Raw genomic sequence first — 22,376 nt, 5'->3', positions numbered from 1 at the left:
CGGGACTACGACATGATCGTCGGCGGCTTCGCGCAATCGAACTCGCCCGGTAACGAGCAGCGCGAGTACTGGAACAGCGCCGCCGCCGACAACCCCGGCAGCCGCAACTTCATCGGTCTGCGCGATCCTGCCATCGACCAGCTGGTGGAACAGCTGATCAACGCCGATTCGCGCCAGAGCCTGGTCGACCACTGCCGCGCCCTGGACCGGGTGCTGCTGTGGGGCTACTACGTGATCCCCAACTGGCACATCAAGACCTGGCGCGTGGCCTACTGGAACCACATCGGTCACCCCGCCGTGTCGCCCAAGTACGACATCGGCATCGACACCTGGTGGATCAAGCCCGACGTCACGCCTGCCGTGAGCGAAGCCCCCGCCGTGGAAGAGGCCCACTGACATGCTGGCCTATATCCTGCGGCGCCTGCTGCTGATCATCCCGACCCTGTTCGGCATCCTCATCATCAACTTCATCATCGTCCAGGCCGCCCCCGGCGGCCCGGTGGAGCAGATGATCGCCAAGCTCGAAGGCTTCGACGGCGCCACCAGCCGCATCGCCGGCGGCGGCGCCGAAGTGTCGGTGGCCGGCTCCAACTACCGCGGCGCGCAAGGCCTGGACCCGGCGCTGATCGCCGAGATCGAGCGCATGTACGGCTTCGACAAGTCCGCGCCCGAGCGGCTGTGGATCATGGTCAAGAACTACGCCCAACTGGACTTTGGCAACAGCTTCTTCCGCGACGCCAAGGTCATCGACCTGATCGCCGAGAAGATGCCCGTGTCCATCTCGCTGGGGCTATGGAGCACGCTGATCATGTACCTGGTATCGATCCCCCTGGGGATCGCCAAGGCCGTGCGCCACGGCAGCCATTTCGACGTCTGGACCAGCTCGGCGATCATCGTCGGCTACGCCATCCCCGCGTTCCTGTTCGCCATCCTGCTGATCGTGCTGTTCGCCGGCGGCAGCTACTTCGACTGGTTCCCGCTGCGCGGGCTGACCTCCAACAACTTCGATGAGCTGAGCACCACCGGCAAGGTGCTCGACTACTTCTGGCACCTGGTGCTGCCCATCACCGCACTGGTGATCGGCAACTTCGCCACCATGACCCTGCTGACCAAGAACAGCTTCCTCGACGAGATCAACAAGCAGTACGTGGTCACCGCCAAGGCCAAGGGCCTGAGCCGCTCGCGGGTGCTGTACGGCCACGTGTTCCGCAACGCCATGCTGCTGGTGATCGCCGGCTTCCCCTCGGCGTTCATCGGCATCTTCTTCACAGGGTCCCTGCTGATCGAGGTGATCTTCAGCCTCGACGGCCTGGGCCTGATGAGTTTCGAGGCGGCGATCAACCGCGACTACCCGGTGGTGTTCGGCACCTTGTTCATCTTCACCCTGCTGGGTCTGGTGGTGAAGCTGATCGGCGACCTCACCTACACCCTGGTCGATCCACGCATCGACTTCGCCAGCCGGGAGCACTGACATGGCCCTCTCTCCCCTCAATCGCCGGCGCTTCGAGCGCTTCAAGGCCAACCGCCGCGGCTGGTGGTCGCTGTGGATCTTCCTGGTGCTGTTCGTGCTGAGCCTGGGCGCCGAGTTCATCGCCAACGACAAGCCGATTGCCGTGCGCTACGACGGCGAATGGTACTTCCCCGCCTTCAAGCGCTACCCGGAGACCACCTTCGGCGGCGAGTTCCCGCTGGAGGCCAACTACAAAAGCCCGTACATCCGCGAGCTGCTGGAGAAAAAGGACGCCTTCGTGCTGTGGGCGCCGATCCCCTACAGCTACCAAAGCATCAACTACGACCTGAAGGTGCCGGCCCCCGCGCCGCCCTCCACCGACAACCTGCTGGGCACCGACGACCAGGGCCGCGACGTGCTGGCCCGGGTGATCTACGGCTTCCGCATCTCGGTGCTGTTCGCTCTCACGCTGACCATCGCCAGCTCCATCGTCGGCGTGATCGCCGGCGCCTTGCAGGGCTTCTACGGCGGCTGGGTGGACCTGGCCGGCCAGCGCTTCCTGGAGATCTGGTCCGGCCTGCCGGTGCTGTACCTGCTGATCATCCTTGCCAGCTTCGTGCAGCCCAACTTCTGGTGGTTGCTGGGCATCATGCTGCTGTTCTCGTGGATGAGCCTGGTGGACGTGGTGCGCGCCGAGTTCCTGCGCGGGCGCAACCTCGAATACGTGCGCGCCGCCCGCGCGCTGGGCATGCGCAACGGCCCGATCATGTTCCGCCACATCCTGCCCAACGCCATGATCTCGACCATGACCTTCATGCCGTTCATCCTCACCGGCGCCATCGGCACCCTCACCGCCCTGGACTTCTTAGGCTTCGGCCTGCCCGCAGGCTCCCCGTCACTGGGCGAGCTGGTCGCCCAGGGCAAGTCCAACCTGCAAGCCCCCTGGCTGGGCATCAGCGCCTTCGCCGTGCTGGCGGTGATGCTGAGCCTGCTGGTATTCATCGGCGAATCCGCCCGCGACGCCTTCGACCCGAGGAAATGACATGAGCCAAGACACCCTGATCGAAGTCCGCGACCTGGCGGTGGAGTTCGTCACTGGCGAGCAGGTCAACCGCGTGGTCGACGGCATCAGCTTTGACATCCGCAAGGGCGAGACCCTGGCCCTGGTCGGCGAAAGCGGCTCGGGCAAGTCGGTGACCGCCCACTCGATCTTGCGCCTGCTGCCCTACCCGCTGGCGCGGCATCCGTCCGGCACCATCCAGTACGGCGGCAAGGACCTGCTGCACCTGGGTGAGAAGCCCATGCAGCGGATTCGCGGCAACCGCATTGCGATGATCTTCCAGGAGCCGATGACCTCGCTGAACCCGCTGCACAGCATCGAGAAGCAGATCAACGAGATCCTGTTGCTGCACAAGGGCCTCACCGGCAAGGCTGCTACGGCGCGCACGCTGGAGCTGCTGGAGCTGGTGGGCATTCCCGAGCCCAAGAAGCGCCTGAAAGCCCTGCCCCATGAGCTGTCTGGTGGTCAGCGCCAGCGGGTGATGATCGCCATGGCCCTGGCCAACGAACCCGAACTGCTGATCGCCGACGAGCCCACCACGGCGCTCGACGTGACCGTGCAGTTGAAGATCCTCGACCTGCTCAAGGAGCTGCAGGCGCGCCTCGGCATGGCCCTGCTGCTGATCAGCCACGACCTCAACCTGGTGCGCCGCATCGCCCACCGCGTGTGCGTGATGCAGTGCGGCAAGATCGTCGAGCAGGCTGACTGCGCCACGTTGTTCAGCAAGCCGCAGCATCCGTATACGCAGATGCTGATCAACGCCGAGCCCAGCGGCGCGCCCGCCGCGAATGCCGAAGGGGCGCCGTTGCTGGAGGTGAAGGACTTGAAAGTGTGGTTCCCGATCAAGAAGGGGCTGCTGCGCCGGACCGTGGACCATGTGAAAGCCGTGGATGGGGTGAACTTCAGCCTGCCCCAGGGGCAGACGCTGGGGATTGTTGGCGAGAGTGGGTCGGGCAAGTCCACCTTGGGGCTGGCCATCTTGCGGTTGATTTCCAGCCAGGGTGGCATTCGCTTCCATGGGCAGGATCTTGAAGGGCTGAACCAGAAGGCCGTGCGACCGCTGCGGCGGGAGATGCAGGTGGTGTTTCAGGATCCCTTCGGCAGCCTGAGCCCGCGCATGTGCGTGGCGGATATCGTTGGCGAAGGGTTACGGATTCACAAGATCGGCACGCCGGCTGAACAGGAAGCGGCGATTATCGCGGCGTTGGAGGAAGTGGGGCTGGATCCGAGGACGCGGCATCGGTATCCCCATGAGTTTTCTGGGGGGCAGCGCCAGCGGATTGCGATTGCTCGGGCGTTGGTGTTGAAGCCCGCTTTGATTTTGCTGGATGAGCCGACCTCGGCGCTGGATCGGACGGTGCAGCGGCAGGTGGTTGAGTTGCTGCGGAATTTGCAGGTTAAGTACAACCTGACTTATCTGTTTATCAGTCATGACCTGGCGGTGGTCAAGGCGTTGAGTCATCAGTTGATGGTGATCAAGCATGGGCAGGTGGTGGAACAAGGGGATGCGGGGGCTATATTTCATGAGCCGAAGCATGGGTATACGAGGCAGTTGTTGGAGGCGGCGTTTTTAGCTAAAACATAGAATGCAGAAAGTAGATATACATTTCGAGCCCCACCAACACAAGCCAACCTCGAAACTAGCGACTCAGCCGCCTTCTGAGTCGCCCTCACCAATTAATATAATATTACCAAAAAGCCCTACCTAAAAAGCTTATTACACAGTACAACCAACGAAGTAGGACTAGCAGAGTAAGTCGCCTCAACCAAATATTCAAAAAGAATTTCTCGCGCTCGCTCCGCTGAGCATCCTTTTTCCTTGACAATCTTTTCAGATATATTATCAACGGCTACTTTGCAAGCATCTCGCTGCGCCCTTCCAACCAGACCGACATGAGAAGATACATGTGAGATATTGATTGCAAGACTGGCAATGCCTGTCAACTGACGAAGCGAGGAAACATGCCGAGCCAAATCTCCTTTCAGTAGATCACATAACCCAACCTCTGGAGTCCACGGCAAAAAAAACACATCGCCTTTTTGGGAATCATACAAGTCTTGCACAATATTAAGTGCAGGTCTTGCATTAGAGGACGTTGACGCAGGAGGAAGACAGAGAGGTTCAGCGTCCTGATCAAGCACTGCCATTCGCCGCGTCATAGGATTGATAAAAGTCTTGCTTCTATCTAAAAACCTCAGTACCTCCTTGAAGCCGCCTACTATAGCAATCTGCACACTAGGTAAACCTACCGCCCCCGTAGAGCTCTGACTCTGGACATACTTAAGCCACAAAGCCTCTACGCATTGTTTAGCAGCCACATCCTCTACAAAAATTAACTTATCCGGCGCAGCATCTTCATCTAGCGACAAATACTGTAGAGCATATGTAGGATAAACATTCCTATGAGCAACAACACTACCACTATTGTTTTCTAGATAAATAATATTAGAACGCTTTACACTTTTAATTAGACTTGCCGAATGAGTAGAAACTAAAATCGTACAGTTATTTTTACCAGCTAAAATCTCAATTTCTCTAAAAAGTCGCGTCTGCGCGGCTGGATGCAACGCCATCTCAAACTCATCAACAATATACAACCCACCTGGCTTTGTTTGCAAAAGCTTCAAGGCAAGGCGCATCACACACAACTCACCCAAACTAAATGATTTTTCTGAATAGTATGTTTTTCTACCCCCAACCATAGTTCCCTTATCAATCAGATGCGCCACCAAGTTCCGCCCGCGCAACTGGACCTTATACATATTGTTAAACCGATCAGTATCAAACACCGCATTGAGCAACTTGCGAAGCTCATTGTCCGCCAACTGCTTCTTCACACCTTTCAAGTCATTCTGCGTAGGTTCAACCCTAGATGAATCAGCCTTAAAAAACAGAACCTCTTTAAAGGCCGTAGCAATCAACTTACTGAGAGATCTCGGAGTAGCCGACCATCGCGCACTGGTATATTTATAAACCACCGACTTCTTGCCAACCACATATTGGATCTCAGTATCATCAAATCCATCTATCCCTGCAGTAACCCCTCCCGGAAACCCGGTCTGGAAAGCATTCCTAGCTCCCATTCTATGCAACGTTGTTAGCAGTGAAGTTTTTCCACAACCGTTAGCACCAGTGAGCACAAAGGCCCCTTTCACAGGAACATCAAAAACGAGGTTTGTAATACCTTTTAAATTTCTTACTTGAACCTGAACCGCCATTTCAGATATCCCTACCCAAATTTGGTTTTTATTAGCTTACTTGTTAAAAATTGGAACCTACCACTAGTTTTTCGAGGATCAATTATATATCTATAATGTCAAAATGCCATACAACCTTATCCGATTCAATAGCTTGGCTTAGCTGCAGCGACACCCAGCAATTCACTTTTGGCGATGAACCTGCCCGATCGGCGATAAAATCGGATTTCTCTTCTTCCTTGTAGTCCGTTTCCCAAATACACTCCTGCCGCCTTTTTTCCGTTGCGGTCTCCCTGGTGGGGCTCTAGTCTCGGCCTATCGTTGCACATCAACGATACAGCTTTGACAGGCTGTGACGGCAAATTGCACGCAGCTCAGCCTTTATGGCAGCTGTACGTGCGGGCACGCTTGCGTGCGCCGGAACTTGCAATTTCCGCCGGTCTGTCAACCCACGTACAGCTGCCACCCTACTGTTTGACAGCAGGCAGGTGGCGGCACCACCAAAGGGAAATTGTTATGTTAAAGATCGTCCCCGATCCACCCCACAACCACCACTCCCTCGAAGACACCATCATCCAAGCCACCGAGTACGCCCTCTGCGCGCAGACCGTGGCCCATCAGGCTGTTCTGCTGCATCCCAAGTCGCCCGTGTCGATTCTGGTCATGGCCGCGATGCATGAAATGGAGGCGCTGCGGGTGCTGCTCGAATCGGCGTTGATTCAGGTGCAGATGCCGCAGGTGGAGCCTCGCACACTGCACTAGGCCGTTAGCTAAAGGTTGCCTGGGCTGGCCTCATCGCCGGCAAGCCGGCTCCCACAAGGGATCGGCGCGGCAGTGCTGTGTAGCTGATAGCGGATCTAACTGCGAGAGCTCGCCCAGGCACCAATCATTTCAGGGAGATTGAGCAATGAGCACAGACGACACCACGCCCCACACCACGGTGGGCAAGACGCGGTTCTACCAGGGTGAAGGGCATACCGACCCACTGTTCTGCATCGAACCCGGCATCCCTTGCCAGCACGCACGGGAACAGGCCTCAGAATTGATGGGCTGCGTGTGCGACCTGACCATCACCGGGATCATGGAGGAGAAGCCTCAGTTGATCTGGGCCTCGTATTACCTGAGTGCGCTGGCCAAGGCGCTGATGGATGATGCGGAGTTGGGGATGAAGCACTGACGTCACAGGCAAACGCGGGCCCTGTGGGAGCGGCCTTGTGTCGCGAAAGGGCTGCGTAGCAGCCCCGGCAATCTTCGCAACACATCAGAAACCGGGGGCCGCTTTGCGGCCCTTTCGCGACGCAAGGCCGCTCCCACAAGGGTTATGTGGTAGAGCCATCAATTCGGGATACGTCCATGGAATGTCATATCCGCCGCGCTCAGCGCGAAGACGCAGAAGCCATCAGCCGCATCGTGATCACGGCATTGCGCGAATCCAACTCGCAGGATTACCCGGCAGAGGTGATCGCCCAGGTCGAGCAGAGCTTTTCACCTGCGGCGGTCAGTGCATTGCTCGATAGCCGAATGGTATTCGTAGCAGTCAACCAAAACGAATTGCTGGGGACGGCAAGCCTGGATGGCGAGGTTGTCAGGACAGTGTTCGTCGCTCCAATCCATCATCGGACAGGTGTCGGCAAACGGTTGATGGAGGCCGTTCATGCTGCAGCGATCAGGGCAGGTGTCACGGCACTGCGCGTTCCTTCATCCATCACCGCCCAAGGGTTCTACGCGCGGTTGGGGTATCGGAAGCTTCGTGATGAATTCAATGGCGTGGAGCGCACCATTGTCATGGAAAAGTCCACGCTGACCATGACGGAGGCGGCCCTCGCGATTAACGTTTCTTGCGAGCATCTGGCAAAGCTGCTGGATGAGGGAGCAATCCCCCATTCCAGCGCTGAAGGTGAACGGGCTATCACGTTCTCCGAGCTGATTGCCTACAAGGACAAGCGAGACGAAGCCAGTCGTAGAGCGATGGATGAATTGGCAACCCAAGCCCAAAACCTGAAAATGGGTTATGAGTGAGTCCGTTCACATGCGCTCGGCCTAACCTTGCAGGATGTTCATTCGAGCGTCGCAGTGTTTGGCACCGGCATTGCCGGTGATCGCGGGGCAAGCCCGCTCCTACAGGTTGCGCGTAGGCTTGAATGGGTTGTCAGGGCGAAACGGCCTGCAGGCGATTGTCGATCGCCCGCTTCAAGTCATGAACATACCGCTCGAAACATTCGCTGGCCTGCTCCAGCGTCACATCGGGACCATGCTCGCACACCGCCCAACAGGACCATAGTGAGAAGACCGATCTGGTGCGGCAGTAGCGCAGCGCGATGATCGGTTCCTCTTCTTCGTCCATCGAGGCGTAGTAAAAATCCTGAGCCCCACGGGTGGCCACAGCTTTCAACCATTGCGTCATCACGTTCGCCAATTCGAGCAGCAAGCAGTACTCCACCTGCAAGAAAACCTGCCCTTTCACTTCAATGCGCAGGCGGCCTTCGGTAAAGGCCGCCGCGTTGTAGCCCGACATGTCGTCCGGCAATGTGAGCAATTCAAAGTCGACCTTCATCGGTGTTCACCTGCTCTGAACGTCTATCAGCGCTTACCCAGCATCGCCTGGCGCTCCCGCCAGATCTCCTGCACGAACGGATCGGTCACGCCATACAGGCCATGCCCCCGGCGAATGATCAGGTTCGCCGCCAGCAACTCATTGGCCACCGGCTGGATCTCTTCCACCCGCACTTCACGCCCCACGAACGTCGAATACTCGCCCGCGGCCTCGCTGGAAAACACGCCCCGCGTCTCGCCATCCACGGAGGCGATCCGGGCGAAAATGGCCTGGGCCAGCACGCCCAGTTCCTCGACCTTCATCAGTTCCAGGTCGGCCGCCGCCGAGCGCAGCGTGGCCGCGATCACCGGCAGCACCACATCCGCCCCGGAACCGAGGCTGGGTGAGTGAATCAACTGACGCAGGGCACGGATGAACTCTTCAGGCCGGCTGCCCAGCGTCTTGAACGCCTCGGTCGCCACCTCCAGCGAGGGCAGGTTATCGAGGCCATCTGCGGCGAGCCGCTGGAGCCAGAACGCGACATAGCCCTCGTCCAGCACCGGATAAGCCACGTTGGTGGCGCCGGCAAACGCCTGGTTACGCCGGGCGGTCAGCTCGTTGACCATGGCCCGGTGCGAGCCGGTGCCAATGAACAGGAAATGCCCTGGCGTCGCGGGCCTTGGGTTGATGGCGTCACGTGCGGCCTTCAGGGCCAGCATCATCTGCTGCCCGTCTTCTGTGGTGATGGCATGCTGCACTTCGTCGACGATCAGCACGACAGTCGCCTTGGCCTGGTCCACCGCTTCGGTCAGCGCTTCGGCGAGTGTCACGCCGCCTGCTTCACCCAGGGTATCGAGGTTGAAACCGAACTTGAAACCGGCCACCTCCACCTCGGCGCCACGCACGCGCTTGAGACGCTGCATGAACGACGAGGTCGGTGTCTGCAGTTCGAGCAGGGCTGTGCGCACGGCAGCCAGCACCAGCTTCACCGGGCTTGTCTGGGTGTCGCTCCACAGGTCGACGTAGATCACCAGTGCGCCCTGCGCCTCCAGGGCCGGGATCAGATCGTTCTTGAGGAAGGTGGTCTTGCCCGTCCGGCGCAGGCCGGACAGGAACAACCCGGAACGCAGGCCGATATCCAGTGCAGAGGGCTTGAGCAGTTGCCTGGCCATATCGGCCGCCAGTTCCGGGCGCAGGAAAATGTCAGCCATGGGTTTATCCTGAATTATGAATTACCAATAATTATTGGCCTGGAATAATTCCATGTAAAGCCGCAGTGGCTTGCGCATCACCTCAAGACTCAACCTCCATCAACCCCGGCGTGGGCTTGCTGAACCCCGCCGTCAGCCACATCAGGTACAACCCGCCACACACCAGCCAAGCCACCCCGGCCAGTATCACCACCGTGCTCAGCAGCGACAGCAGATACAGGTTCACCCCAATCGCCAGCAGCGGAAACACCACGAACCCCACCCCACTCAACCGCTGCTTGCGCCGCTCACGCCGGTAGTACGCAATCACGCAGACATTCACCGCCGCAAACGCCAGGAACGCGCCGAAGTTGATCAGCGAAGCGGCCGAGCTCACATCCGCGCCGATCCCGATCAACCCCAGCCCGGCGATCAGCAGCAGGTTGAACACCGGCGTGCGCGCCGTGCCCTGCAGCTTGGCGAAACAACGCGGTGGCAGCACGCCTTCGCGGCCCATGAAGTACAGCAAGCGGCTGGCGCTGACCTGCACCGCCAGGCACGAGGCGAAGCCGGCGACGATGCCGCCGAGGTTGACGAAGTCGGCGAAGAACTGCCCGCCCACCTCGATCGACAGCGCGTAGGTCGCGGTCTCTGGGTCGGCGAACTGGCCGCCGGGATGGCTCAGTTGCATCAGGTAGGCCACCGCCGTGAACAGCAGCCCGCCCACGCTGATCACCAGCAGCACCGCCCGGGGGATGTCGCGCTTGGGCTGCTCGGCCTCCTCGGCCAGGGTGGTCACGGCGTCGAAACCGAGGAACGAATAGGCGGCAATGGCGGCGGCGGCAGTGAGGCCGGTCAAGGTGCTGTGTTCGTTCCACACGGGGTGGGTGAAGCCGACCTGGGGCTGCCCGGCCACATAGCGCAGGCAGTAGCCAATGAACAACAGCACCAGGGCCACGCTCAGGACCGTGAGCACTTTGTTCAGGCGGTCGGTCAGGGTCATGCCGCTGACGGTCACCGCCGTGGTCAGGCCGATATTGATCAGCAGCCAGCCCCAGGTGGGCACCTGCGGGAACTGGGCGTTGAGGAACACCGACTGCAGCAGCCAGGCGACCATGGGCATGAACAGGTAGGCCAGCAGTACCGCCCAGCCGACCACGAAACCGCAGCCGGGACCGAGCAGGCGCTTGGCGTAGTAGTAGGCCGAGCCGGACACCGGGAACAGGCGCGACAGCTTGGCGTAGCTCAGGGCCGACAGCAGCATGGCACCGGTGGCCAGCAGGAAGGCGCTGGGGGCGATGCCGTCGCTGCGTTCGGAGATCACGCCGAAGATCACCATGGCCAGGCTCGGGCACATGTAGGCCAGACCGAAGACGGTCAGGGAAGTCAGGGAAAGTTTTGCAGGGGTGGCGTCAGGCATGGGTGGCCTCCTGGCGCGCAGGGGCGATGCCACGGGCCGGGCCGTGAGCGAAATGAGCCATGGGTCATCCTCTTGTGATTGTTCTAGGAAATTGCCCAGCCGGTCTGGCTGCATAGGGGCGCAGGGACGGCGTGCACAGCAAGTTACTCGGGGGATGGCACCGGCTTTGCCGGTGATCGCGGGGCTAGCCCGCGCCTACAAGGTGCAGGGCCAGTATGCGGATCCCCGTGCGGATTCCTATAACGTCGAAGGATTAACCTGGGGGTAATGGCGCGGGGGAATCACGGCGCCGGTTGCAGGCTGGCGAGGTCTTCGCCTGCCAAAAACAGTAGCGAGAACAGCTCGCTCTGGGAGTTCACGTCCAGCTTGCGGTAAACGTTGCGGCGATGGACCTTCACCGTCTCGGCCGACAGTTTGAGCTTGATGGCCGTCTCCTTGTTCGAATGCCCCGACAGGATCAGCCGCACCACGTCCAGCTCCCGCGCCGTGAGCACCGACTCCAGCTGCCGCCGTGCTTCGTCGCGCCCCTGGGCCAGGCCCAGCGCGGGCTTGGCCGGTGCGCGCTCGGGCAATTGCTCGAAGTGCAGCCGCTGGCGCAGCAGGCCGATCAGCCAGGGACGCACCAGCTCCAGCTGGGCGATGGCCTGGGCGTCGAAACGTGAGCGCCCGCCCAGCGACAGGCACAGCGTGCGCCCATCGCCCAGGGCCAGGTTGAACTGCACCTCGTCGGCGACCACGTTGTGGGTGAAGTACAGGCGGTAGTAATCGGTCTGCTGGAACTGCTCCGGGGCCACGTCGGCCAGGCGCACCAGGCCGGTCAGCGGCCGCTCGCGGCTGCTGATGTAGAACGGGTCGAGCAGGTACAGGCCGTTGGCGTACTCGCTCACCAGCGGGTCGATGCCCTCGCGCTCGTAGGGGCTCTGGTCGAAGATCAGCGGCTTGTCGTGGCTGAACAGCAGCGCCACCCAGGTGTCCACCTCGACGAAGTCGCCGAGCAGCGTCGCCAGGGTGCGCCAGAAGCTCGGCCGGTCGAGGTGCTCGATGCATTGGCCCACACCCTGGTGCCACGAAAGATCCTGCAGGCTCAAGCTCATGCCCTACCCCCGGGTTAACCCGTCGAAGTGATTGTTTTGCCAGTGATTGTTTTCATACTTGCACCACCCTTCGCAAATGTCACTCGCCCGCGGAAGGGTCGGGCCCAGCGAGACGGATTGCCCATGAAGATCGAAGTGGTACAGACGACAACCCGCGACGGCGACACCGCCCACAACCTGCGCGGTATCCTCGAGGCCCTGGCCCAGTGCGCGCCGGACACCGATATCCTGCTGTTCCCCGAGTCGCACCTGACCGGTTTTCTCACAGCAGATGACGTCGGCATGCTGTCCGAAGCCATCGACGGCGATGCCGTGCAGGCAGTGGTCGCGGCAGCGCGCCAGCGTAATGTCGCGGTAGTATTGGGGCTGTACGAAAACAACGGCGGCACCTTCTACAACACTACCCTGTTCATCGCCCCCGAAGGCATCCTGCTCACCTACCGCAAGACCCACCTGTGGTTGCCGGAGCACGGCATCGTCGTGCCGGGCGACCGCTTCGCCACCGTCGAATGGCGCGGCGTGCGCCTGGGCCTGTTGATCTGCTACGACAGCGAATTCCCCGAGACAGCGCGGGCACTGAAGGCCCTGGGCGCGCAGTTGATGCTGATCACCGATGGCCTGGCCGAACCGGAGGATCATGTGCACCGGGTGTCGGTGATGGCCCGGGCGATGGAGAACCAGGTGTTCGCCGTGGTCGCCAACCGCGTGGGCGAAGGGCCGGATGGCTGCGTGTTCGTGGGGGCGAGCCTGGCGGTGGACCCGTATGGCCAAACGCTGTTCGAGGCCGGGCGTGGCGAGTCGCGGCATAGCGTGACCCTGGACCTGTCGCTGATCGGCAAGGCCCGCGCCTTCCATGACTACAGCGCCAACCAGCGCATCCGGTTGCCGGGTGAGCGGATCGAGCATGCCAGTGGCGTATGGGAGCTGGTTATCGATTAAAGGAGAACACTCCCGCAACCGACAGGATTGGTCCATTCAACGAGGCCCGAACCCGGCGCTCGTTCCCTGGCGCAACAACCGAAGCGCGATGCACAATGCCCGCGCCCATAACCAAGGAAGCCGAATGGACACCTCCCTGCTGGATGATTGGCGCGCCTTGGTCGAAGGCCGCAGCGATATCGATAAATCCCAGTTCATCGCGCTGTTCAAGGAGCATGGCCAGCCCCACGAGGTGGCCACCATCCTCGAAGGCTTCAAGCACGCCCCCGAACTGGCCAGGCGCACGTTGGAAGTGCTGGCTGCCGGCACGCTTCCCTACCTGTACCTGCTCCCCACGCAACGAGGCACGCCAGAACAACTGGCAGCCGCTACCCGGCGATGGTTGGATGTGCAGGCCGACTTTTTCGAGCGGACGGGCGATTCAGAGTTGATGACCCTGACCCGCAATGCGCGGGTGATCTGCAAGCCCATGGCCGACCTCAAGGCTATCGACAACTTCGATATACCGGGCACCTGGGCCAGCGAAGCATTAGGGGATGCGGTTCGCGAAGTCGCCGACTGCCATACCGCCGCCGACTACGCATTGTTTGAGGCCTGGTACGGCATCGCGGCGGACTATGGGCTGGCTTGGTACATCGCCGCCCCGCTCATTGCACTGGACATCGACTTTACCGCCTACTTCGAGCTATGGCGGCTGGGTGGAGCCTTTCTGCACCTGGGGGAAGAATGCTGGGTCGCCCAGCGCTTCGAAGCGTCGACCGAGGGTAACGTCATTGAGCCTTGATCTGTTCCTGGAAGCTGACGCATCGCTTGACGCAGCAGCTCTGGCAAACGCCCTGCAAGCAGCCGGCGCGATTGAAGTCACGCGTACAAGCGACAGCCTGGAAGCCTACTTCCCGTCATGGCTGACGCTGACCGCCGACCTCGTCATCACCGACCACACCCTCTATGCAGAGGACACCAAACAGCTCGACTTCAGTGTCGCCACGCGCGCCAGCATCAGGATCAAAGGGCCTGGGCCGCAGGAACATTCACCCATGGCGGATCTGGACAAGATTGCCAATGCCATTGCGCGGACAGGCTCACGCTTCGTGATCAGTTTTCAATTCGAGCGAACCCTGTACTGGCAGGACGCAGAAGGATTGCATCGCGACGTTTAACCGGCTCCATGCATCAACTGCCTTTCAATGCCTCCCCCGTCACCACATCAAAACGGTAGACGGTGTCGTAGAAATCCACGACTTCCACATGGTCAGGCGCCAGCTGAAAGCGTCCGGTGAAGATGTCGGCACCCATGGCCTTCCAGATAACGTCGCCCTCAAGGGACAAACCTGTGATTTCCAACTCGCCGTGCGAAATCAGTGCACGCTGCCGCGCTGCCCAATAGAGACCGAAACAGGTCGCCAGATCCACCTTGCGCGACCAAAGCAGGTCATGGGGAGCGGTCAGCGACACGCAGGCAACCTGGTTGCCCACGGCCAATAGCAGCTTGTCGTCGATCACCAGCGCCGACTGTGCATGTACTCCTGTCCCGCCTCCGCCGGCACCGACCACCAGCAGGCCGAAGTCGTCCAGCATTACGCCATGAACCGATGACACGCCATCGTCGCCCAGGATGATTTCCCGCGCATAACACCGGATATTGTCTGTGGAGTCGAACGTGTAGGTCGGCTCGTCAACGACGGCAATCACACCATATCGAGAGTCGATATTCATCGGTGCGCACCACCGGGGGGCAGGGAATCGTCAACCATGAGTTTATTCGCAATTATGGGATGCCAATAATTATCAACCTGGAATAATTTCGGATAAAGCTGCCGTGGCCAGAATGAGGCTATCGGCAGCACAGGCACCCACTGACCCGCGGCTGATCGGGATCGTTTCCGAGAAATGAGACCATCACCTCCATGCCCGTTCGCGGAGGCGTGACCGCGCAAGGCCAATCGGACGCCACCGACAGCCAACAACAACTCTTGTCATCAAACCTGTCCTCAGGATCCCAGGGAAACTTCACCTGAATCCGGACAAGCCTCTGATCACACGGGCTCTCGTCATCCTCCACGGCAATGACCACGGCGGTCTGGTTCCCCGCCACCCGTGGTTTGGCATGAACCAGCGGCGGACGATAGAGCACGCCCCACGGCAGCACCGCCTGGCCATCGGCAAACACCAGCACATGCCCCTGGGCACTGTGCTGGAAGTGAAAACGGATGCCCTCCTCTTCACACAAGCGCTGGACGAAGTGCAGGTCCGTTTCGCCATACTGGGTGCAGTAGTCGCGCTCGGGGTAGCTCGCACTCAGCTCGAAGCGGTAAGCGTCGCCCACGATCCCATGCTCTTCCAGGATCAGGGCAACGATCCTGGGCACCGAGAACTGTTGAAAGATCCGCTGGTTGATGCGGTGACGCAGGTAGGACAAGTGCGGCACCAGGGTCAACCTGTAACGCGCCGAACACGGGGCCTGCCTCATCGGCGCGATGTGGTAGATCCGCCCATGGATGCCATTGCCGTTCATGTCGAAGCTGAAGAACGCCTCGAGGTCGAGGAAGCGTTCAAGGTCCAGGTCGGGCCATTCGCTGGCCAGTTCCACGTTGAAAAAGAAAGGCCTGTTGGCCACCGCTTCCCCGGTGTAGCCGAGCACCTGGAAATCGTGCTCCACACCTTTGATCGTCAAGTTCAAATATGTCTTCTGGGCTGGGCTGAACATCCGCTGTTCTCCTCCGGCTCAAGATGAAATCAGGTACGCAAGACCATCACCCGCCTCGGCTGAGCAGCCGGATACCGGGAGACGATGGTGTTCGCTGGTGCTTGGAGCAATGGGCCGCAGGCAACCTTGGTCAACGCGCTGTCCGGTACTCCCTTGCACCGGGCAGCTGCCGACACGTCAACTCAAGTCAGACGCCACTCTTCACCTTGATCCAGACCCGCGTGCGGATCCGCTCCAGCTTCAACGGCAGCGGCTCAAGCGGAATCAACGTGGCAATCGTCTTCTTGTCGGGGTAGATCCACGGGTTGTCCCGCAGCGCCTGTTCGACGAACTGGGTGGCGTCCTTGTTGGCGTTGGGGTACAGGGTGTGGTTCGAGGTCTTGGCGATCACTTCCGGGCGCATCATGTAGTTGATGAACGCCATGCCTGCCTTGGGATGGGGCGCATCCTTGAGCAGCACCAGGTTTTCCGACCACACCAGCGCGCCTTCGCGCGGCAGGCTGTAGTTGATCCTGCGCCCGGTGTTGTTCTTCTCGTTGAGGGCCTGGGCGGCCAGGGCGCCGTTGGCCCAGCCGACCACCGCGCAGATATTGCCGTCGGCCATGTCGGTGTCGATGCGCGACGAGTCGAAATACAGCACGTAGGGGCGGATCTTCATCAGCAGGTCTTGCGCCTTCTGGTAATCCGCAGGATTGCTGCTGTTGCTGGGCAGGCCCAGGTAGTTCAGGGCAATCGAGATGATCTCGCTGGGCGAGTCGAGCATCGCCACGCCACAGGACTTGAGCTTGCTGATGTTCTCTTCCTTGAAGATCAGGTCCCAGCTGTCCACCGGCGCCTGATCGCCCAGCGCGGCCTTGACCTTGTCGACGTCGTAGCCGATGCCGGTGGTGCCCCACAGGTAGGGCACCGCGTAGCGGTTGCCGGGGTCGTTGACCGCCAACTGGGCGAGGATATCGGGGTCGATGTGCGACAGGTTGCCCAGTTGCGCACGGTCCAGCGGTTGCAGCACGCCCGCCGCGATCAGGCTGGGCAGCACGTTGGAGGTCGCCACCACCACGTCATACCCGGTGCGCCCGGCCATGACCTTGCTCTGCATGATGTCGGCGCTGTCGAACGCGTCCATGTGCACGCGGGTGCCGGTTTCCTGCTCGAACGCCTTCGGCGTCTCCGGCGCGAGCAGCCCGAACCAGTTGTACAGGTGCATCCCGGGCTGGGCGGCCAGCACCGAGGTGCTGATCCCTGCGCAGAGCAGCGAGGCCGAAAAAAGGGTTCGCAAACGTGACCTTCTCATGCAACATCCTTATCGAATCGATGTATCTTCACGGCCATCCTAGGCCCAGTGAGCGACTATACCGGGCAGGACCGGATAGTAAATACCTCGGAATACTTACCTCTGACCTGCGAGTTCCTAACCCAAAAGGGGTAGATAATGCCGTTCGACCTGCAAAGCCTGGCCTGGCACCGATCGATCGGCAAGCTGATCATGCAGCTGGACCGTCCGGCGTTCTGGAGTTCGCTGGTTCGGGTATTGAACGAGTACGTGCAGATCGACAACTGGGTGGTGCTTATCTTCGCCAGCCAGCAAGTGGAAGTGGTGAGCCTGCCCGAGGTGGCGGATGCCGAAGAGGTCAACGCGTTCATCCATCGTTATGTAAAGGGGCTCTACCTGCTGGACCCGTTCTACATCGCCAACCGGGAAAACCCGCAGAGCGGGTTCTTCCACCTGCTGGATATCGCGCCGGAGTACTTTCTCGAAACCGAGTACTACCACCAGTACTTCGCGCACTACATCTCGGCCGATGAGGCGCAGTACAACGTTCAGCTCGACGCTGACCGCACGCTGTGCATCTCCATTGGCAGCAAGGCGCGCTTCAGCCAGGAGCAGATCACCATCCTCGACCTCATCAAGCCCTGGGTGACGGCCTTGATGCACCAGCGCATGGCCTTCGAGGTGGATGTCGAGAAGGACCTTGCCGAGGTACCGCCCTGGCAGGAAACACTGACCCAGCTGGGCGCGCAGATCACCACCCGTGAAAGCGATGTGCTCAGGCTGCTGCTGAGCGGTTTCTCCAACAAAGAGATTGCCGGAAAGCTTTCACTCTCGGCGGAAACGGTGAAAGTGCACCGCCGGAACATTTACGCCAAGTTGAACATCAAGTCGCAGTCTGAATTGTTTGCTCTCTTCTTTGTGCCGAAATCGGATGCTTTCTGTACCAGTTGAATTCAGGCACCTTGCCTGCCGCCGGCTGCTGCACGCCTGGCAGACCTTCAAGGCGTCGATGCCAGCGCCTCGATGACCAAGGTCGCCAATCCGATCAAACAGATTACCCCCACGCCATAACTCACCGTCCGCCACGGCTGGATACCCGCCAGGTAAGTCACCGTATGCGACACCCTGGCCACGGTGAATACCCCGCTCAGCCAAGCCGTCATGGCAACCGGCGCCTCCAGTACGACCGCCAGGCCGCCCAGCGCGAGGAACATCGGGATGTTCTCCAGATCGTTGCGCCAGGCCTGCATGGCCCGCGTGACCTGCGGCAGTTCCGCAGGGCAAGCCGCGCGCTTGAACACCGCCGCATCCTCGCGGTTGATGAAGGCCAGGAAACGCAGGCGGAAGTAACCTTGGTAGCAGGAAATCGCCAGCATCTTGAAGAACAGCACCACTACGCAGCAGGCGTAGACCGCCAGGGCGCCGCTCATGCCCCTGGCCTCTGCGCCAAGCCCTTGACCACGATGTACAGCAGCGGCCCCAGGGAGACAAACAGCGCCGTCAGCACCAGATAGGGCAAGACACCAAGCAACGACCCGCCCCGCTGGCGCTGGTCGTTTGCCATCCAGATACAGCCCAGACCGGCCATCACATACAGGTCGATAACGACCTGGGCCGTATCGGGTCGGGACAGCAGATCGAGGCCAAAGGCAAGAAGTGATTGCTCGGCACTCATCAACGTCCAACCGGTGTACAGGGTGAACAGCAACAACACTGGCAGCGCGATCCATCGTGCGTTCATTCGTCGATTCCTTCAGGGGCGATGTTGCCGTCACGGTAGTGATAGAGTCGTCCCCGCCTCAATGACCTCACAGGTCATGGATGCTTCAGCCAAGGACAGCCAGAGTCGACGCATGAGCCTTTCTCCCTTTCACCCGATGCACACACCTGCCATCACCGATGCCGGAGAGCACCTGCGCCGCCTACGCCGCCAGGCCGGGCTCAGCCAGCTCGACTTGGCGCTGGTGGCCGGCCTGTCGCAACGCCACCTGAGCTGCGTCGAAACCGGCCGCGCCAAGGCCAGCCCGAGCACCCTGCATGCCCTGCTCAGCGCGCTGGAAGTGCCGCTCGAACACTGCAACGAGGTGTTCCTCGCGGCAGGTTACGCACCACGCTATACGGCCTCGGCACCGGACGCCCCAGCCATGAAGATGGTGCATGACGCAGTGGAGCACATCCTGCAGGCCAACAACCCCGCACCGGCCATCGTCATCGCCAGCAACTGGGACATCACGGCGGCCAATGCCAGTGCCGGGCTGTTGTTCACCATGGTTGGCGTACCGACGAGCAGCACCTCGGGCCTGAACCTGCTGGACACACTGCTGCGCCCGGGCGGACTGGGTGATCATCTGGTCAATGCCGATGAGATACGGGCGATCGCCTGGCAGCGGGCGGCCAGGGAGGCGGTGGGCAATCCAGAATTGGCTCGGCGGCTGCAAAGCTTGCCCGTGCCACCCGCACTGGCGCCGGACACGCCGCCGTCACCGCTGGTGCTGACCCGGGTGCGTGCTGCCGAGGGCGAACTTAGGTTCCTGTCCACCTTCACCACCTTCGGCATGCCGCAGGACATCACGGTGGCATCGCTGCGCATCGAACACCTGGTACCGGCCGACGGCACCACGTGGCGAACAATGACGGCGGCCTTTGATCAATGGCTGGCTCGGCAGCAGCAACAATGAAACCAATGATGATCAGGCCGCAACATCTGACCGAACTACTGGGATTCAGGCCTGTGCCGCCTGCCCCGCCACCGCTGCGCCATCCAGCACCATGCCCTCGCGCATCCGCTGCGCATCCCGGCTGAAACACCGCGAGGCCGCCAGCAGGAACACCATGGTCAGCAACAGGGCAACGGGGATCAGGTACATCGCGTCATGCAGCCCCTGGGCCTTGAACGCTTCGCTCATCGCCACCTCGCCCGCCGCCGCCATGGCCGACACGGCAAAATGATCCGACAGTCCACCGACCACCACCGGCCCCAGGCCGCCACCCAGCAGGTACAGCCCAGCGAAGAACAGCGCCATGGCCGTGGCCCGCAGGCGCGGTTGCACCACGTCCTGGATGGCGGTGTACACGCAGGTGTAGAAGTTGTAGGAGAACAGCCAGCCGACCCCGAACACCGCCACGAACACCCCCAGTTCGATGCGCCCGGCATGCAGCGCCCAGGCGGTACACAAGGTGGCCACCAGCATGCTCAGCGCGGCGAACACCAGACGGCCGTTGGCGAAGCGCTGGTGCACCTTGTCGGCCATCCAGCCGCCAAGGGTCAGGCCCACCAGGCCGCTCAGGCCGACGATCATCCCGGTGGCCACCGCAGCGTCGTGCAGCGGCAACGCGAAGTAGCGCTGCAGCATCGGCACCATGAACGAGTTGCAGGCATACGAGGCGAAGTTGAAGGTCAGCCCCGCCAGCACCAGCCAGGCGAAGGTGGGCACGCTCAACACCCGGCGCAGGGGGCGGTCCAGCGGGGCCTGGGCGGTGGCCACCGTCTCCGCCGCGCCGCGCGCGGGCTCGCGGATCATGAAGATGAACAGCGCCAGCAGCACGCCAGGCACGGCGGCGATGAAGAACGGCGCGCGCCAGCTGTCGAAGGCCTGGACCATCGCACCGATGGTGAAGAATGCCAGCAGCAGGCCCAGCGGCAGGCCAAGCATGAAGATGCCCATCGCCCTCGCCCGCCGTCCGGCGGGGAACAGGTCGCCGATCAGCGAGTTGGCGGCCGGCGCGTAGCTGGCCTCGCCGATGCCCACGCCCATGCGTACCAGCAAAAAACTCCAGAAACTGCCGACCATGCCGTTGACCGCCGTCAGCCCGCTCCACGCCAGCAGACCCCAGCCCATCAGCCGGCTGCGCGAGCCGGTGTCGGCGATACGCGCCAGCGGCAGGCCGGCGATGGCGTAGACCAGGGTGAAGGCGGTGCCGATGATGCCGATCTGGAAGTCGCTCAGGTGCCACTCCAGACGGATCGGCTCGATGACGATGGCGGGGATGGTGCGGTCGAAGAAGTTGAACAGGTTGGCCAGGAACAGCAGGAACAGGATGCGCCAGGCGTTGGACGCTTGGGTGGCGGTGGGCATAGTCGGGTCCCTCGTTATTGTTGTTCGGGGCTTCCAGCACGCCTTTGCAATCTAGAGGGACATCAGGTCATCGTCTGCCAACATTGATCGCGTTGATACCAGCCGATGGGACGCCGCAAGCCCGCCATCAATGCCCACAACCGACGCCTGGACGCGCACCGGCCACCCAGGATGGACACTCACCAAAGCGCGATGTCGTAGGTCAGGTACACACGGTTGCTGTCGCGACCGCGGGCGAAGTCGGAACGATAGACATAGTTGCGCAACCTCACCCCCAGGCCTTTGAGCGGGCCACCCTGGACCACGTAGGCCAGCTCGGCGTCACGCTCCCATTCCTTGATACCCGCTTCCCCGGCGCGACCGTTGTCGCCGCTGAGGTAGCGCGTCATGAAGGTCAGCCCGGGCACCCCTGCGGCGGCGAAGTTGTAGGCATAGCTGGCCATCCAGGTTTTTTCCTGCTCCTCGATGAACTTGCCGATACCGACGTTGCTGAACGAATACACCGTTGCGCCGCTGATATAGGGCAGCCCCGCCTCGCCATCAAGCACCTGGTAGCCGGCACCGACCGTATGCCCGGAATGCGCATACGCCAGTTGCCCGCTGTACAGGTCGTTGTCGATGGCGCCGCCATGGGCGGCACCGCTGTCGCGGCTTCTGAAGTAGCGCAGGTCGGTGGTCAGCACCCCGCCGGCCAGCGGCAGGTCATGCACCAGGCCGGCGAAGTCCTGGCGATAGAAGCCGTCGAGCCGGGCGTGGAAGTAGCTCAGGCGCAGCGGCTTGCCCACCGCATAATCGGCACCGACGTAGGAGAAATCACCGGACGCGTTGCCGCTGTAGCCATCCAGGTACAAGCCGGTGCTGTCCGAGGAGTCGCGCAACTTGAACTTGTCCAGGTGACCGGCGGTGAGGCTCAACCCATCGATGTCGGTGCTGGTCAGCTGCGTGCCCTGGTAAGTCTGCGGCAACAACCGCGCGTCGTTGTAGACCAGCACCGGGGTCTTGGGCAGCAAGGTGCCGTGCTTGATCACGGTCTGGCCCAGGCGCGCCTTGGCGGTCAGGCCGGCGCTGCTGAACTCGTCCGCGGCCCGACCGTCGTCGTGCACCGGCAACAGGCCGCTGCCGCTGCGACCGCGTCCGGAGTCCAACCGCACGCCCACCAGGGCCAGGGCATCGAGCCCAACGCCCAAGGTGCCTTGGGTGAATCCGGACTGGTAGTCGAGCAAAAAGCCCTGCGCCCACTCGGTCCGCTCATGCTTGGCGGAGGCCGCCGCGCGTGGGGACAGGCCCTGCTCGTCACGGAAGTTCTCGTTGAAATAGACGTTGCGCAGCTGCAGCTTGAGCTTGCCGTCGTCGACGAATCCGCCAGCGCCGGCAACGGGCAACCAGCCGCAGAGCAGGCCACAGGTGGCCCCACGGAAAACACTTCGGAACATGATCGG

Annotated in this window: 22 protein-coding genes and 2 pseudogenes; 12 read left to right on the top strand and 12 right to left on the bottom strand. The window is 61.3% G+C overall.

Annotation, left to right across the window (positions count from 1 at the left end; genetic code table 11):
* The 4 genes and pseudogenes from CC207_RS27370 to CC207_RS03350 all read left to right on the top strand — a co-directional run.
* A pseudogene (locus tag CC207_RS27370) lies at window positions 1-396 on the top strand (ABC transporter substrate-binding protein); the annotation flags it as partial.
* Between the two features lies 1 nt (window position 397).
* The gene (locus tag CC207_RS03360; protein ID WP_011534684.1) at window positions 398-1,471 is read left to right on the top strand and encodes a microcin C ABC transporter permease YejB; all 1,074 of its coding nucleotides are present in this window, start codon (window positions 398-400) and stop codon (window positions 1,469-1,471) included.
* 1 nt (window position 1,472) lies between these two features.
* Complete coding sequence (locus CC207_RS03355; protein WP_028690523.1) at window positions 1,473-2,492, top strand: ABC transporter permease; 1,020 nt, start codon at window positions 1,473-1,475, stop codon at window positions 2,490-2,492.
* A gap of 1 nt (window position 2,493) precedes the next feature.
* Window positions 2,494-4,095, top strand: a complete 1,602-nt coding sequence (locus CC207_RS03350) for an ABC transporter ATP-binding protein (RefSeq protein ID WP_088851587.1) — start codon at window positions 2,494-2,496, stop codon at window positions 4,093-4,095.
* Between the two features lie 116 nt (window positions 4,096-4,211).
* Here the strand turns inward: CC207_RS03350 and CC207_RS03345 are convergent, their stop codons facing one another.
* Window positions 4,212-5,729, bottom strand: coding sequence for an ATP-dependent endonuclease (locus tag CC207_RS03345; protein ID WP_088851586.1), 1,518 nt, complete (start codon window positions 5,727-5,729; stop codon window positions 4,212-4,214).
* 495 nt (window positions 5,730-6,224) lie between these two features.
* Between CC207_RS03345 and CC207_RS03340 the strand changes: the two genes are divergently transcribed.
* From CC207_RS03340 to CC207_RS03330, 3 genes and pseudogenes are all read left to right on the top strand, one after another.
* Window positions 6,225-6,470, top strand: coding sequence for a hypothetical protein (locus tag CC207_RS03340; RefSeq protein WP_011534689.1), 246 nt, complete (start codon window positions 6,225-6,227; stop codon window positions 6,468-6,470).
* A 145-nt stretch (window positions 6,471-6,615) separates the two neighbouring features.
* The gene (locus tag CC207_RS03335; RefSeq protein WP_046854813.1) at window positions 6,616-6,885 is read left to right on the top strand and encodes a DUF3077 domain-containing protein; all 270 of its coding nucleotides are present in this window, start codon (window positions 6,616-6,618) and stop codon (window positions 6,883-6,885) included.
* A gap of 176 nt (window positions 6,886-7,061) precedes the next feature.
* Window positions 7,062-7,502, top strand: a pseudogene (locus CC207_RS03330) (GNAT family N-acetyltransferase); the annotation flags it as partial.
* A gap of 355 nt (window positions 7,503-7,857) precedes the next feature.
* Here the strand turns inward: CC207_RS03330 and CC207_RS03325 are convergent.
* The 4 genes from CC207_RS03325 to CC207_RS03310 all read right to left on the bottom strand — a co-directional run bounded on the left by CC207_RS03325 (window position 7,858) and on the right by CC207_RS03310 (window position 11,945).
* The gene (locus tag CC207_RS03325) at window positions 7,858-8,262 is read right to left on the bottom strand and encodes a hypothetical protein (protein WP_088851585.1); all 405 of its coding nucleotides are present in this window, start codon (window positions 8,260-8,262) and stop codon (window positions 7,858-7,860) included.
* A 26-nt stretch (window positions 8,263-8,288) separates the two neighbouring features.
* Window positions 8,289-9,452, bottom strand: a complete 1,164-nt coding sequence (locus CC207_RS03320) for an AAA family ATPase (RefSeq protein ID WP_088851584.1) — start codon at window positions 9,450-9,452, stop codon at window positions 8,289-8,291.
* Between the two features lie 82 nt (window positions 9,453-9,534).
* Window positions 9,535-10,851: an APC family permease gene (locus CC207_RS03315; protein ID WP_088851583.1), complete on the bottom strand. Its 1,317-nt coding sequence runs from the start codon at window positions 10,849-10,851 to the stop codon at window positions 9,535-9,537.
* Window positions 10,852-11,132: 281 nt separating this feature from the next.
* Window positions 11,133-11,945 (bottom strand): LuxR C-terminal-related transcriptional regulator, encoded by an 813-nt coding sequence (locus CC207_RS03310; RefSeq protein ID WP_062363637.1) that lies wholly within the window; start codon window positions 11,943-11,945, stop codon window positions 11,133-11,135.
* A 123-nt stretch (window positions 11,946-12,068) separates the two neighbouring features.
* Here CC207_RS03310 and CC207_RS03305 point away from each other — a divergent pair, with 123 nt between their 5' ends.
* The 3 genes from CC207_RS03305 to CC207_RS03295 all read left to right on the top strand — a co-directional run bounded on the left by CC207_RS03305 (window position 12,069) and on the right by CC207_RS03295 (window position 14,044).
* The gene (locus CC207_RS03305; RefSeq protein ID WP_062363639.1) at window positions 12,069-12,884 is read left to right on the top strand and encodes a carbon-nitrogen hydrolase family protein; all 816 of its coding nucleotides are present in this window, start codon (window positions 12,069-12,071) and stop codon (window positions 12,882-12,884) included.
* 124 nt (window positions 12,885-13,008) lie between these two features.
* Window positions 13,009-13,668 carry a hypothetical protein gene (locus CC207_RS03300; protein WP_062363642.1) on the top strand — a complete coding sequence of 220 codons (660 nt, stop codon included), beginning with the start codon at window positions 13,009-13,011 and terminating at the stop codon, window positions 13,666-13,668.
* Window positions 13,658-14,044 carry a hypothetical protein gene (locus CC207_RS03295; protein WP_028690512.1) on the top strand — a complete coding sequence of 129 codons (387 nt, stop codon included), beginning with the start codon at window positions 13,658-13,660 and terminating at the stop codon, window positions 14,042-14,044. Before CC207_RS03300 ends, CC207_RS03295 begins: the two co-directional genes overlap by 11 nt.
* A 13-nt stretch (window positions 14,045-14,057) precedes the next feature.
* On the opposite strand, the gene CC207_RS03290 is transcribed toward CC207_RS03295, so the two are convergent.
* The 3 genes from CC207_RS03290 to CC207_RS03280 all read right to left on the bottom strand — a co-directional run bounded on the left by CC207_RS03290 (window position 14,058) and on the right by CC207_RS03280 (window position 16,882).
* A complete protein-coding gene (locus CC207_RS03290) occupies window positions 14,058-14,600 on the bottom strand; it encodes a hypothetical protein (protein ID WP_062363645.1) in 543 nt (180 codons plus the stop codon).
* Between the two features lie 118 nt (window positions 14,601-14,718).
* A complete protein-coding gene (locus CC207_RS03285) occupies window positions 14,719-15,591 on the bottom strand; it encodes a contractile injection system protein, VgrG/Pvc8 family (protein WP_062363648.1) in 873 nt (290 codons plus the stop codon).
* A gap of 187 nt (window positions 15,592-15,778) precedes the next feature.
* A complete protein-coding gene (locus CC207_RS03280; protein WP_088851582.1) occupies window positions 15,779-16,882 on the bottom strand; it encodes a polyamine ABC transporter substrate-binding protein in 1,104 nt (367 codons plus the stop codon).
* Window positions 16,883-17,020: 138 nt separating this feature from the next.
* On the opposite strand from CC207_RS03280, the gene CC207_RS03275 reads away from it, so the two are divergent.
* Complete coding sequence (locus tag CC207_RS03275) at window positions 17,021-17,812, top strand: LuxR C-terminal-related transcriptional regulator (protein ID WP_088851581.1); 792 nt, start codon at window positions 17,021-17,023, stop codon at window positions 17,810-17,812.
* 47 nt (window positions 17,813-17,859) lie between these two features.
* Here CC207_RS03275 and CC207_RS03270 read toward each other — a convergent pair whose 3' ends face one another.
* Window positions 17,860-18,291: an MAPEG family protein gene (locus CC207_RS03270; RefSeq protein WP_028690507.1), complete on the bottom strand. Its 432-nt coding sequence runs from the start codon at window positions 18,289-18,291 to the stop codon at window positions 17,860-17,862.
* Window positions 18,288-18,602 (bottom strand): hypothetical protein, encoded by a 315-nt coding sequence (locus CC207_RS03265; protein ID WP_028690506.1) that lies wholly within the window; start codon window positions 18,600-18,602, stop codon window positions 18,288-18,290. Before CC207_RS03265 ends, CC207_RS03270 begins: the two co-directional genes overlap by 4 nt.
* A gap of 112 nt (window positions 18,603-18,714) precedes the next feature.
* Here CC207_RS03265 and CC207_RS03260 point away from each other — a divergent pair, with 112 nt between their 5' ends.
* The gene (locus CC207_RS03260) at window positions 18,715-19,539 is read left to right on the top strand and encodes a helix-turn-helix domain-containing protein (protein ID WP_232853672.1); all 825 of its coding nucleotides are present in this window, start codon (window positions 18,715-18,717) and stop codon (window positions 19,537-19,539) included.
* Window positions 19,540-19,584: 45 nt separating this feature from the next.
* Here the strand turns inward: CC207_RS03260 and CC207_RS03255 are convergent, their stop codons facing one another.
* Together CC207_RS03255 and CC207_RS03250 are read right to left on the bottom strand one after the other, a co-directional pair.
* Window positions 19,585-20,937, bottom strand: coding sequence for an MFS transporter (locus CC207_RS03255; RefSeq protein WP_088851579.1), 1,353 nt, complete (start codon window positions 20,935-20,937; stop codon window positions 19,585-19,587).
* 179 nt (window positions 20,938-21,116) lie between these two features.
* Window positions 21,117-22,370, bottom strand: a complete 1,254-nt coding sequence (locus tag CC207_RS03250) for an OprD family porin (protein WP_062363659.1) — start codon at window positions 22,368-22,370, stop codon at window positions 21,117-21,119.
* Window positions 22,371-22,376: the final 6 nt, after the last annotated feature.

It is taken from the genome of Pseudomonas sp. DrBHI1 (assembly GCF_002205115.1).
In the GTDB taxonomy this organism is placed as follows: Bacteria; Pseudomonadota; Gammaproteobacteria; order Pseudomonadales; family Pseudomonadaceae; genus Aquipseudomonas; species Aquipseudomonas mosselii.
Note: the sequence above shows the minus strand (reverse complement) of the source record. Positions and strands in the feature narration are given on the sequence as shown.

Bases quoted from the DNA above. Each gene is read 5' to 3' on its own strand.
- CC207_RS03360 (WP_011534684.1), top strand. From the start codon at position 398: ATGCTGGCCTATATCCTGCGGCGCCTGCTGCTGATCATCCCGACCCTG.
- CC207_RS03355 (WP_028690523.1), top strand. From the start codon at position 1,473: ATGGCCCTCTCTCCCCTCAATCGCCGGCGCTTCGAGCGCTTCAAGGCC.
- CC207_RS03350 (WP_088851587.1), top strand. From the start codon at position 2,494: ATGAGCCAAGACACCCTGATCGAAGTCCGCGACCTGGCGGTGGAGTTC.
- CC207_RS03345 (WP_088851586.1), bottom strand. From the start codon at position 5,729: ATGGCGGTTCAGGTTCAAGTAAGAAATTTAAAAGGTATTACAAACCTC.
- CC207_RS03340 (WP_011534689.1), top strand. From the start codon at position 6,225: ATGTTAAAGATCGTCCCCGATCCACCCCACAACCACCACTCCCTCGAA.
- CC207_RS03335 (WP_046854813.1), top strand. From the start codon at position 6,616: ATGAGCACAGACGACACCACGCCCCACACCACGGTGGGCAAGACGCGG.
- CC207_RS03325 (WP_088851585.1), bottom strand. From the start codon at position 8,262: ATGAAGGTCGACTTTGAATTGCTCACATTGCCGGACGACATGTCGGGC.
- CC207_RS03320 (WP_088851584.1), bottom strand. From the start codon at position 9,452: ATGGCTGACATTTTCCTGCGCCCGGAACTGGCGGCCGATATGGCCAGG.
- CC207_RS03315 (WP_088851583.1), bottom strand. From the start codon at position 10,851: ATGCCTGACGCCACCCCTGCAAAACTTTCCCTGACTTCCCTGACCGTC.
- CC207_RS03310 (WP_062363637.1), bottom strand. From the start codon at position 11,945: ATGAGCTTGAGCCTGCAGGATCTTTCGTGGCACCAGGGTGTGGGCCAA.
- CC207_RS03305 (WP_062363639.1), top strand. From the start codon at position 12,069: ATGAAGATCGAAGTGGTACAGACGACAACCCGCGACGGCGACACCGCC.
- CC207_RS03300 (WP_062363642.1), top strand. From the start codon at position 13,009: ATGGACACCTCCCTGCTGGATGATTGGCGCGCCTTGGTCGAAGGCCGC.
- CC207_RS03290 (WP_062363645.1), bottom strand. From the start codon at position 14,600: ATGAATATCGACTCTCGATATGGTGTGATTGCCGTCGTTGACGAGCCG.
- CC207_RS03285 (WP_062363648.1), bottom strand. From the start codon at position 15,591: ATGTTCAGCCCAGCCCAGAAGACATATTTGAACTTGACGATCAAAGGT.
- CC207_RS03280 (WP_088851582.1), bottom strand. From the start codon at position 16,882: ATGAGAAGGTCACGTTTGCGAACCCTTTTTTCGGCCTCGCTGCTCTGC.
- CC207_RS03275 (WP_088851581.1), top strand. From the start codon at position 17,021: ATGCCGTTCGACCTGCAAAGCCTGGCCTGGCACCGATCGATCGGCAAG.
- CC207_RS03270 (WP_028690507.1), bottom strand. From the start codon at position 18,291: ATGAGCGGCGCCCTGGCGGTCTACGCCTGCTGCGTAGTGGTGCTGTTC.
- CC207_RS03265 (WP_028690506.1), bottom strand. From the start codon at position 18,602: ATGAACGCACGATGGATCGCGCTGCCAGTGTTGTTGCTGTTCACCCTG.
- CC207_RS03260 (WP_232853672.1), top strand. From the start codon at position 18,715: ATGAGCCTTTCTCCCTTTCACCCGATGCACACACCTGCCATCACCGAT.
- CC207_RS03255 (WP_088851579.1), bottom strand. From the start codon at position 20,937: ATGCCCACCGCCACCCAAGCGTCCAACGCCTGGCGCATCCTGTTCCTG.
- CC207_RS03250 (WP_062363659.1), bottom strand. From the start codon at position 22,370: ATGTTCCGAAGTGTTTTCCGTGGGGCCACCTGTGGCCTGCTCTGCGGC.